The organism is Enterobacter cloacae complex sp. 2022EL-00788, from assembly GCF_026627565.1.
Taxonomy (GTDB): domain Bacteria; phylum Pseudomonadota; class Gammaproteobacteria; order Enterobacterales; family Enterobacteriaceae; genus Enterobacter; species Enterobacter pasteurii.
In genome coordinates, this window is record NZ_JAPNMC010000007.1 from 214,401 (window position 1) to 225,204 (window position 10,804).

Sequence of the window (10,804 nt, forward strand, 5' to 3'; positions counted from 1 at the left end):
GAAACGAGGTAGGACATGAAGCCAGGCTATCACGACATCTATGCCCGCTATCGCGACAACATCACGCGCGGCGTGCTGAAGCCCGGCGATAAGGTGCCTGCCATCCGGGTGCTGGCTGAGGAGCTGAAGGTGGCGCGCAAAACCGTCGAAACGGCCTATGCCATCCTGACGGGCGAAGGGTACCTGGTAAGCCAGGGCGCCCGCGGCACGCGGGTAAATCCGGATCTCCTGCTTCCGGCTACACCCGCTCCGGCGGAGCAGACCACCGGCCCGCTCCCGGCATCGCTTATCAGCCAGCGCGAGCGGGCCGGCTTTTTGCGCCCCGGCATTCCCGCACTCGACAGCTTCCCGTACAAAAAATGGCTGCTGCTGGCGGGCCAGGCGACGCGCGCCATGCGTCAGGATGAAATGCTCAACCCGCCGGTGTCGGGCTGGTACCCGCTGCGCGAGGCGATCGCCCGCTATCTGAATATCTCCCGCGGGCTCTCCTGCACCGCCGACCAGGTGCTGATCACCAGCGGCTACAGCGGCAGCCTGCGCCTGATCCTCGACACGCTTGCGAGCCGCAGCGACAAGGTGGTGTTTGAAGATCCGGGCTATTTTATGGGCCAGCAGCTGCTCAGGCGGATCGTGCCGCGTCTGCACACCGTGCCGGTCGATCGCAGCGGGATCGACACGGAATACCTGCTCCGTCACCATCGCGACGCCCGCTTTGCCATCGTCACCCCGTCACACCAGAGCCCGCTGGCGGTAACGCTCTCCCTGCCGCGCAAACAGCAGCTGCTCGACTGGGCTTCGCAGAACGAGGCGTGGATTATTGAAGACGATTACGACGGGGAGTTTCACTACACCCGCAAGGTGCTGCCGTCGCTGAAAAGCCTCGACCGGCATGACCGGGTGATCTTTATGGGCACCTTCAGTAAAACCATTATGCCGTCGCTGCGCATGGGCTACGTGGTAATGCCCGCGCGCGCAGTCGGCGCTTTTACCGACTGCGCGGAAATCACTACCAGCGGCCAGCCGGTACTGACGCAAAAGATCCTCACCGCGTTTCTCAACGAGGGGCATTTTTTCCGGCATCTTAAGAAGATGCGCGCCCTCTACCAGACCCGGCGCGACTGGATGATTGCCGCCCTGCGTGAGGTGTATGGCGATCTGTTCTTCACCGAGCAAAACGACGGCGGGATGCACATTGTGGCGTTTCTTAGCTCAGGAAGCCGTGACCGGGAGGTGGCGCGCTGCTGGCAGGCACACCAGCTGCAGGTTAACGCGCTATCCGAGTGGTATTGCGGGTCGGGAAAACGCTACGGGCTGGTAATGGGCTATAACAACGTGCGATCGTATCAGGAGGCGGTTGAGCTGCTGGAACGGCCGAAACGGCGGACGCTTGAAATATTACTCTGAAATCAGATATCTGCCCAATTAGCACCGATTTAAAATATCGATATAATCTGATGGCTTTTTTACATTTCTAAGGAAAAGAAAATGAAATCAATTTTGGGATTTGATTATTTATTAACACCACGCGTGCTGGTCTTATTTTACTGGATCGCCATGCTGCTTATTTTTGCAGGCGGTGTGTATACCATGTTCAGCGACCATCTCATCACCGGCTTTATCGGTACGGTATGCAGCCTGGTCGGATGCCGCGTGATGTTCGAACTGATTATGGTTGCGTTCAAGAACAACGAATATTTGCGCCGCATCGCTGAAAACACGTCGATAAAATCTGCCGAATAATCCGCTTGTTATATGCCGGGTGGCGGCTGCGCCTTACCCGGCCTACGGGATCGAGTAGGCCCGGTAAGCGTAGCGCCACCGGGCGATGACGCGGCTCATACATCATGCCGCGACAACCCAACGTCCTTGAGCTGCTCGTCGCTCATCTGGCTCAGAATGCGGCGGGTACGGTTGATGCGATACCAGTTACGCAGCATTTTCGCGATCCAGACAAACGCGATAAAAGGTTGCCTTGCGCGGTTCTCGTTAAATTCCATCATGCTCTCCTCACTGTGCCAGTGAGGCTATCATCGTGCAAATCAGCCCGTGCAATACAGATTCAAAAACACCTTTTGTTTAACATACAGATCCGCTAAAACGATATCTGCATGCCGTTTGTAACGGCAATCTGTACTGGTTTATTAAACTGTATGGTAATAACAAAGGATACAGCATGACGCGCTACCAACATCTGGCCAATCTTCTGGCGGAACGCATCGAGCAAGGGCTGTACCGCAGCGGCGAACGTCTGCCGTCGGTGCGCGCGCTGAGCCAGGAGCACGGCGTAAGTATCAGCACCATACAGCAGGCCTATCACATCCTTGAAAACCTCCAGCTCATCACGCCCCGGCCGCGTTCCGGCTATTTTGTTTCAACACGGAAGGCTCAGCCACCCGTACCGGCGATGACGCGCCCGGTGCAGCGCCCCGTGGACGTTACCCAGTGGGATGAGGTGATGATGCTGCTGGACGCCCGCGCCGATAAAGAGATGATCTCCTTCGGCGGCGGCTCGCCGGACGTTAACCAGCCGAGCCTGAAGCCGCTCTGGCGCGAGATGAGCCGCATTGCGCAGCACAATCCGGGCGAGATGCTGAGCTATGACGTGCTCGACGGGCGCCTGGAGCTGCGCGAGCAGATCGCCCGCCTGATGCTGGACGGCGGCTCCACCGTGGCGGCAAACGAGATTGTGATCACCAACGGCTGCCACGGCGCGCTGTCTATCGCCCTGCTGTCGATCTGCAAGCCGGGAGATATCGTGGCGGTCGAGTCCCCGTCGTTTCACGGCACCATGCAGATGCTGCGCGGCTTCGACATCAAGGCGATTGAAATTCCTACCGATCCTGAAACCGGCATCAGCATTGAAGCCCTGGAGCTGGCGCTGGAGCAGTGGCCGATCAAGGCGGCGATCCTGGTGCCCAACTGCAACAACCCGCTCGGCTTTATCATGCCTGAAGCGCGGAAAAAGCAGGTGCTGGCGCTCGCCCAGCGGCACGATATTGTGATTGTGGAGGATGATATCTACGGCGAGCTGGCCGCAGAGTACCCGCGTCCGCGCACCATTCACTCCATGGATATCGACGGCCGCGTGATCCTGTGTAGCTCGTTTACCAAGACCGTGGCGCCGGGGCTGCGCGTCGGCTGGATTGTTCCGGGCCGTTATTACGACCGGGTGATGCACATGAAGTATGCCGCCGGCGGATTCAACGTGCCGGGTACGCAGATGGCGGTGGCGGCCTTTATTCGCGACGGGCATTACCATCGCCACGTGCGGCGTATGCGCCAGATTTATCAGCAAAATATGGAAACCTATACCTGCTGGGTGCGGCAATATTTTCCGGCAGAGATATGCGTCACGCGGCCTCAGGGAAGCTTCCTGCTTTGGGTCGAACTGCCGGAGAAGGTAGATATGGTGTGCGTGAGCAAGCAGCTGTGCCGCATGAAGATCCAGGCGGCGGCCGGGTCGCTGTTTTCCGCCTCCGGCAAGTACCGCAACTGCCTGCGCATTAACGTGGCGTTACCGCCTTCGGAAAAGCATCGCGAGGCGTTGAGGAAAATGGGGGAAGCGATTGTGATTGCGATGGAGGAGTAGCGCGGCCTGATGCCCTCACCCCGGCCCTCTCCCACCGGGAGAGGGCGAAAAGGGGCTAACGCCTCAGAACGTCCAGGAAACGCTGCCCACAATGCTGCGTTCTGCGCCAAAGTAGCAGTAGGAAAGCGAGTTACACGCCGCCACGTAGCTTTTGTCCGTGAGGTTATTGACGTTTAGCTGCGCGCTCACGCCCTTCAGCCCCACCTTCGACAGATCGTAGCCCACCACCATATCCACCAGTGTATAGGACGGCAGCGTGTGGGTGTTCTGGCGATCGCTGGTAATACCGTTTACGTAGCGCACGCCGGAGCCGACGGTCAGGCCGTCCAGCGGACCGGTTTTAACGTCGTAGCTCAGCCAGGCGGAGGCCATATTGCGCGGGGCATAGACGGCGCGCTTGCCCTCCTCTTCCGGGCTGCTCTTTTTATAGCGAATATCGGTATACGTATACGCCGCCTGCACGCGCAGGCTGTCGGTCAGCTGACCAATCGCCTCCAGCTCAACGCCTTCGGACTCAATTTCACCGATGGAACGATACGGATCGGTCGGCTCCTCTTTGGTGGCGATGTTCTTCTGGTTGATGCGGAACACCGAGGCGCTGAACTGGCTGTTCATCCCCTCCGGCTCGTACTTGACGCCCGCTTCCCACTGCCTGCCCTTCATCGGGTCAAGGATCTTACCCTGCTCGTCGGCAAAGCTGGTCGGCGTAAAGGCGGTAGAGTAGCTCACGTACGGCGCAACGCCGTTATCAAACAGATACAGCAGCGCCGCGCGGCTGCTGAAGTTGTTCTTGTCCAGATCGCTGCGGGTATGGTTGAAGTTGTCGATATTCGACACGCTCACTTGGTCGTACCGTCCGCCCAGCGTCAGGCGCCAGCGGTCGATGGACATCTGATCCTGAAGGTAATACCCGGTCTGGCGCAGCTTGTGTTTTTCCCGGCTGTACTGGGTGATGTAGTCGGGCTTCGCGCCGTACGCCGGATGGAAGGCGTCGATCGGCGGGAAGCCGCCGTAGTAGCCCGTCACGTTGTTGGTGCGATCCTGATAATCCATGCCGATCAGCACCCGGTGGTTCACCGCCCCGGTGTCGAAGCTGCCGTCCACCTGGTTATCCAGGGTGATGGCGTTCATCTTCTCGTCAGAGCCGGAGTAGCCCCGGTTCAGTTCGCTGTCGTTCAGCCAGCCCGCGGCATACACCTGATTCAGCTCCACTTTGGTATGCAGGTAGCGCAGCTTCTGGCGCACTGACCAGCCGCTATCGAACATATGTTCGAAGCTGTAGCCCACCATATTCTCGCGGCGATCGTATTTGTCGTAATCGTCTTCCCCTTCATAGAAGGTGTTGGCGATCTTTCTGCCATGGTGCGGCACGACGGTGCCTTCATACGGCAGACCGGAGTGGCTACCGCCCTCCGGATCCCGGTGCAGGTAGGCCATCAAATCCAGACGGGTGCTGTCGGTGATGCGCCAGGTCAGGCTCGGCATCAGCGCGTAACGCTCCTCCTTCAGCGGGTCGAACTGGGAATCGGCGTAGCGGGTCATGCCGCTGAGGCGCGCCGCCACGCGGTCGTTATCGTCCAGCGGGCCGGTGACGTCAAACATCGCCCCGCGCTGGTCGTTATTCCCGGCAAATAGCTTGATCTCCCCGCCCGGATCGAACGACGGCTTACGGGAGGTCAGCGCCACGATCCCGCCGGGGGATGAACGGCCATACAGCACGGAGGCCGGGCCGCGGACCACCTCAACGTTTTCCAGGAACCACGGATCGACCACCAGCGAGCTGTGGGAATTGGTGTCCCCCATCATCTTCAGGCCGTCGAGGTAGATATTATCCAGGCTGCCGTCAGAGAAGCCGCGCAGCACGATGTAGTCGAAGCGGTTTGAGGCCCCAATCTGGTTGCTGTACACGCCCGGCGTATAGCTCACCGCCTGACGCACGCTGGTGGCACCCTGCTCTTCAAACTGCTCGCGGGTGATGACAGAGACCGACTGCGGAGTTTCAATATCCGGCGTTTCAATTTTGGTGGCGGCAGACTGCATCTGCGAGGTGACCACAACGGTTTCGGTTTTTTGGGCATCCTGTGCCAACAAAGGAAAAGCGACGCTACCGGTAACCCATCCCACCAGCAGAGCCAGACGCGACTTAGCAAACATGATCCTCTCCAAAGGCATTTCTTATTGTTAATAAGAATTATTACCTTTTTCATTCCGCAAACGACTATGCGCGCCGCCAGGTTTCGTATGCGCGATGGCAAACCGCACGGATCGCGTTCGCAGGAACAGGAAAAATGGGTTAGCGCGGCTGGCGCACTTCGCCGGGAGAGACGCCGTAGCGGCGACGAAACGCGGTCGAGAAATTGGTGGCATGCTGGTAGCCGGACATCCACGCCGCCTGCTGCACGCTGTAGCCTTCAAGAAGGTAGCGGCGCGCCAGCGAAAGGCGGCAGTCGCGCAGATAATCAAATACCGTACAGCCGTAGCGCTGACGAAACTTGCTGCGCAGGCTGCTCTGGCTCATTGCCGCGAGGGCGGCCAGTTCGGCAAGGGTGTGATTCAGTTCGGGCGACTGTTCCAGCATGCTCCGCACGCGTTCCAGACGCGCATGCTCTGGCCGGCACAGGCCATGCTGCTGGCGCTGGCTCAGGCCATGTCCCAGCAGCTGATACATCAGCCCTTCCAGAAGCAGCCTTCGGGAGAGCGCACTTACCCCCTGCCGTTGCGCATGCTCAATGCCGGAAAGCACGTGGTCCGGAACCTGCCAGATAAACCCCGGTATCTTCTGGTTTTGCCATTCCAGAAGCAGCGACTCCAGCAGGCCTTCACGTCTGGCAACGGAAGGGTAGACGCCGAACGACAGCGTCTTCAGGGCGCAGTCGGCATCGTGTCGCGCGCCCATCACCTGCTCTTCGCTGAGGCGGGCGCTGAACGCCATCCCGGATCGCACCACGTATTCATCATCCCCGAGCGTGAGCGTGACGCATCCCTCCAGCACCACCAGCATATAGAGCGGGCTGCTGTGGCGGGAGGTGGTTTCGTAGGGCTGCAGTACGTGAACGTCGGAATGGGTCAGGGAAATCCCTGAGGAGAGCGTCATCTCCTCCACATCGCCGCGGAGCACCGGGCTGGTGGCCTGCGACTCCTTGAGCTGCGGGAAATGGTAGTCGATGCCGTAGCGCTCGCCAAATACCTGAAAATCCGCCACAAGGTAAAGGCGTTTCGCTGGGGTATTTGCATTCTGGCGCATCGTGAGGAGCCTGCATCGGATAATAGACGAAGGGAAACAGTACCATTCATTTATCGTGGCGGCAATGCGGCGTTTTTTAATGCGGGTTTAGTAGCACAAAGCCCCGGCCTGAGCCGGAGCCTGATAATATATTTTCAGGAAAGAAATATATTTATGCTTCCTGCCATTCAGCAAAGACCGCGTTATGGTCTTTGGTCAGAATAACTTTATTATCATCCACTTTGTCGACCCAGCCGAGCGGAATATAGTGATGCTTGCCGCCGGATTCAGGATCGCTTTTCGCAAGCTTAATGCGCTCGCCGTCCAGATGGTCCACAACGCCCACATGCGTACCGCAGCTGGCTACAACCTGGGTATGATCCTTAATTGCGCTTTTATCTACCATGTTGATTCTCCTGTTTCGGTTATATGGCTGTTGCACGTCATTAACTGTAGCGTATAAAAATCTGCTTGCGGCCTGTATTAGCATTTTGAAACATCATTGACATAATCACTTATTCAGTCTATTTAGCGATTCCTATTTACACTGTTCCTGATAAGAATTAGATGAATTATTTCCGGCTCGTTATTTCTCTTTCATAATTTAATTAACGCAAACCACGAGGAGGCATTTATGGCGATTCGTAATAATCGGGCTGAAATTTCACAGGCCCTTGGTGAAGCGGTATTAGATATTGTCCAAAAAGGGCATGAAGTGTCGCGGGAAAATCTGGCGCAGGCGATGAAGATCAAAGCCGAAAAAGAACGCGATGATGAACGGCTTCTGAACTACTGGAAAGCCTGCAATATGCTGGTCTGAACAACGCGGCGTTTAGCCTGGCTAAACGCCGCCCTTCGTCATTCGTCGAAGTACCAGTAGCCCTGGTTAATCAATCCGGTCAGCTCTTCCACAAACGCCGGATTATTCAGTGCGTCACCCAGCTCGGCCTGGCCCAGCTCGGTGTAGCGGCACAGCGCATCCGCGCCCTTCGCGTCCACCGTCTCCAGCTGCTCGCTGTTGATGAAGAAGCTGCCGTTGATGTTCAGCACGCGCAGGCCGCTCAGGCGTGACAGCGTTTCGCCGCCCTGCAGCGCATCCAGCACCTCTTCCGGCGCATACGGCGGTTCAGCGGCGGCGATATCCAGCTCGTGGCGCGGCGTGGAGACGAAGCTGCCAAACCATTTCGTGAAATCTTCGGTTTTGCCGATCGTGTCGATCATCATCTGGCGAATGCGATCCAGCTCGTACTGCTCCACGCGCCCTGGATGTTCGCGACAGGTCAGATCCGGATCGCTGTAGTGTTCCCCGCCCAGATCGTTTTCCAGCACGTAGTCGGCGAAGCTGCTGATCAGATCCCGGCCGTTTGGCCCGCGGAAGCCGACGGAGTAATTGAGCGCGGTCTCATGGGTAAAGCCGTCGTGCGGGAATCCAGGTGGGATATAGAGGATATCGCCCGGCTCAAGATCTTCGTCGATGATCGGCTCGAACGGATCCACGTGCAGCAGCGCCGGATGCGGGCAGAACTGGCGCATCGGCAGCTTGTCACCCACGCGCCAGCGGCGGCTGCCCATTCCCTGAATGATAAACACATCGTACTGATCGATATGCGGCCCTACGCCGCCGCCCGGAACGGAGAAGGAGATCATCAGGTCGTCCAGACGCCAGTCCGGCAGCACGCGGAACGGGCGTACCAGCTCCGCCGCAGGCATATGCCAGTGGTTCACCGCCTGCGCCAGCAGTGACCAGCCGGTCTCGCCGAGATGGTCAAAATGCTCAAACGGGCCGTTGCTCGCCTGCCACTTGCCGTTAGCATGGCTCACCAGGCGGCTATCCACTTCCGGCTCCATCGCCAGCCCAGCCAGCTCGTCCGGGGTAATCGGGTCGACAAAGTTCGGGAAGGCATTTTTCAGCACAACGGGTTGTTTTTGCCAGTATTTCTCGAGAAATTCCGGCCAGTTCAGGTTCAGTTGATACGCCATGGTCAGCACCAGTGAGAGGGGAAACAGGCGCGATTATAGGCAAGAAGGCAGAGGGGGAACTTGTCGTGGGTCAAACGCGGGCGCGTAGGTCAGGTAAGGCAACGCCCCACCCGACGCACGCGCGGGCCAAACTTAGTCCAGGTTCAGCTCGTCATAATGGGTAATCAGCTTGCCGACGATGCCGTAGTCCAGCGCTTCTGCCGGGGACATCCAGAAGTTGCGGTCGGTGTCTTTTTTCACTTTTTCCAGCGGCTGGCCGGTAGCGTCAGCGATCAGCTTGTTCACGCGATCCAGCATGCGGATGATCTCACGCGCTTCGATCTCAATATCCGACGCCTGGCCGCGCACGCCGCCCAGCGGCTGGTGGATCATAAAGCGGGTATTCGGCAGAGAGTAGCGGTGCTCTTTTTTCGCCGCCAGGAAGATGGTGATCCCGGCGCTCGCCACCCAGCCGGTGCCAATCACGTGCACTTCCGGACGGATGAACTTGATGAAGTCGTGGATGGTGTCGCCCGCTTCCACGTGGCCGCCCTGGCTGTTGATGTACAGCTTGATCGGATCGTTGCTCACGCTTTGCAGCAGGATCATCTGGGTGATGACCTTCTGCGCCAGCTCCTGGTTGATCTCACCGGAGATAACAATCGAACGGGACTCAAGCAGCTTTTGCTGTAGCGCGCCCGCGCCGTTTGACCCTTCCGCTTTTTCCTTGTCGCTTTCTTTCAGTGTGTAGTGCATTGTTATGTCCTCAGCATTTAGCGCTCAAAACCAGAGTGTAGCCTGTTTTACCGGTGAAAGTCCTCACAGACAAATAACGAGGGATCTTATGAATATTGCACACGTCGCTCTCTGGACCCGCAGCCTCGAGGCACAGGTTCAGTTCTGGGAAACGGTGTTTGGCGGCCGCAGTAACGAACGCTACGTCAGTCAAAACCGCCCGGGGTTTGAATCCCATTTTATTACGCTGGATAACGGACCGACCATTGAGCTGATGACGCTGCCGGACCTGCCCGGCGCGCCGGCGCACCCGGAGTTCATCGGCTGGGCGCATATCGCCATTAACGTAGGCAGCAGGGCGCAGGTGGACAGCATGGCAGAGCGGGCGCAGGCAAACGGTACGCTGCTCAGCGCCCCGCGCATGACCGGTGACGGTTTTTATGAAGCGGTGATTGCCGATCCGGACGGCAACCGCATTGAGCTGGTCGGTGCATAAAATCAGCGTTTCGTTCCTTAACCGCCCCCGCCATGGCTCGCTATACTTCATATGGTTATCATATTGTTAAATGATAATGATATTTAATGTGTTAAGATGAAAGTCAGCATAAACAGTCTCTTACGCAAACGTCGGGGGCTGTTTTTATTCTCGATGATTTACTGATCGCACCGGGGCGGTGAATGGAACACATTGTTTATGTGGTTGATGACGATGACACTGTCAGGCAGTCCGTGGTCGGGCTGCTGGAGTCAGCAGATTTACGCGCCCTTGGCTTCTCTTCCGCAGAAGCTTTCCTGAACCATCCCTTTGAGGAGCTGCCCTCCTGCGTGATCCTGGACATGCAGATGCCGACAATCACCGGGTTTGACGTGGCGGACGCGCTGAAGGCCAGCGGGCGGGAAATACCGATTATCTTTCTCACCGGCCACGGCACCATTCCGATGTCCGTCCGGGCGATCAAAGGCGGAGCCTACGAGTTTCTCACCAAGCCCGTTGAGTCCGGCGCGCTGATTGATTCCATCGAATCCGCGCTCAGGCTGGCGGAACACAACGCCGTGCGCAACAAAGAGCATTTCGCCCTGAAGCAGCGGCACAGCTCACTCACCCCGCGCGAACATGAGGTGCTGACGCTTGCGATTAGCGGCATGCTGAACAAGCAGATTGCCGCCGAGCTTGGCGTCAGTGAGATCACGGTTAAGGTCCATCGCCGCCGGGTGATGGAGAAGATGCAGGTGCGATCCGTCGCGGAGCTGGTCAGGGCCGTTGAGCGCCTGACCAAGGGCCAGCCGACGGAGTAGCC

At 58.0% G+C, this 10,804-nt stretch carries 12 protein-coding genes; 6 read left to right on the forward strand and 6 right to left on the reverse strand.

Annotated features, from left to right (window positions below; translation table 11 throughout):
- The first annotated feature begins 15 nt into the window (after window positions 1-15).
- Together OWK27_RS13430 and OWK27_RS13435 are read left to right on the forward strand one after the other, a co-directional pair.
- Window positions 16-1,404 (forward strand): PLP-dependent aminotransferase family protein, encoded by a 1,389-nt coding sequence (locus OWK27_RS13430; RefSeq protein WP_267590551.1) that lies wholly within the window; start codon window positions 16-18, stop codon window positions 1,402-1,404.
- A gap of 81 nt (window positions 1,405-1,485) precedes the next feature.
- Entirely contained in the window at window positions 1,486-1,740 is a 255-nt protein-coding gene (locus OWK27_RS13435) for a DUF4282 domain-containing protein (protein WP_023334365.1), read from the forward strand.
- A gap of 95 nt (window positions 1,741-1,835) precedes the next feature.
- Here OWK27_RS13435 and OWK27_RS13440 read toward each other — a convergent pair whose 3' ends face one another.
- Complete coding sequence (locus OWK27_RS13440; protein WP_267590604.1) at window positions 1,836-1,997, reverse strand: DUF1127 domain-containing protein; 162 nt, start codon at window positions 1,995-1,997, stop codon at window positions 1,836-1,838.
- 176 nt (window positions 1,998-2,173) lie between these two features.
- On the opposite strand from OWK27_RS13440, the gene OWK27_RS13445 reads away from it, so the two are divergent.
- Window positions 2,174-3,589 (forward strand): PLP-dependent aminotransferase family protein, encoded by a 1,416-nt coding sequence (locus tag OWK27_RS13445; RefSeq protein WP_252004627.1) that lies wholly within the window; start codon window positions 2,174-2,176, stop codon window positions 3,587-3,589.
- Window positions 3,590-3,652: 63 nt separating this feature from the next.
- On the opposite strand, the gene foxA is transcribed toward OWK27_RS13445, so the two are convergent.
- The 3 genes from foxA to OWK27_RS13460 form a co-directional block, all read right to left on the reverse strand.
- Window positions 3,653-5,761 carry a ferrioxamine B receptor FoxA gene (gene foxA, locus OWK27_RS13450; protein ID WP_267590552.1) on the reverse strand — a complete coding sequence of 703 codons (2,109 nt, stop codon included), beginning with the start codon at window positions 5,759-5,761 and terminating at the stop codon, window positions 3,653-3,655.
- A 121-nt stretch (window positions 5,762-5,882) separates the two neighbouring features.
- Window positions 5,883-6,833 carry a helix-turn-helix transcriptional regulator gene (locus OWK27_RS13455; protein ID WP_267590553.1) on the reverse strand — a complete coding sequence of 317 codons (951 nt, stop codon included), beginning with the start codon at window positions 6,831-6,833 and terminating at the stop codon, window positions 5,883-5,885.
- Between the two features lie 151 nt (window positions 6,834-6,984).
- Window positions 6,985-7,218, reverse strand: coding sequence for a DUF2171 domain-containing protein (locus OWK27_RS13460; protein ID WP_176608801.1), 234 nt, complete (start codon window positions 7,216-7,218; stop codon window positions 6,985-6,987).
- A gap of 228 nt (window positions 7,219-7,446) precedes the next feature.
- Between OWK27_RS13460 and OWK27_RS13465 the strand changes: the two genes are divergently transcribed.
- A complete protein-coding gene (locus tag OWK27_RS13465) occupies window positions 7,447-7,632 on the forward strand; it encodes a DUF2767 family protein (protein ID WP_148422086.1) in 186 nt (61 codons plus the stop codon).
- Window positions 7,633-7,670: 38 nt separating this feature from the next.
- Here OWK27_RS13465 and OWK27_RS13470 read toward each other — a convergent pair whose 3' ends face one another.
- Entirely contained in the window at window positions 7,671-8,792 is a 1,122-nt protein-coding gene (locus OWK27_RS13470; protein WP_193354811.1) for a cupin domain-containing protein, read from the reverse strand.
- A 132-nt stretch (window positions 8,793-8,924) separates the two neighbouring features.
- Complete coding sequence (locus tag OWK27_RS13475) at window positions 8,925-9,527, reverse strand: ATP-dependent Clp protease proteolytic subunit (protein WP_148422090.1); 603 nt, start codon at window positions 9,525-9,527, stop codon at window positions 8,925-8,927.
- Window positions 9,528-9,615: 88 nt separating this feature from the next.
- Between OWK27_RS13475 and OWK27_RS13480 the strand changes: the two genes are divergently transcribed.
- Complete coding sequence (locus tag OWK27_RS13480; RefSeq protein ID WP_242173770.1) at window positions 9,616-10,002, forward strand: VOC family protein; 387 nt, start codon at window positions 9,616-9,618, stop codon at window positions 10,000-10,002.
- Between the two features lie 182 nt (window positions 10,003-10,184).
- Window positions 10,185-10,802 carry a response regulator transcription factor gene (locus tag OWK27_RS13485; protein ID WP_148422094.1) on the forward strand — a complete coding sequence of 206 codons (618 nt, stop codon included), beginning with the start codon at window positions 10,185-10,187 and terminating at the stop codon, window positions 10,800-10,802.
- Window positions 10,803-10,804 lie beyond the last annotated feature (2 nt).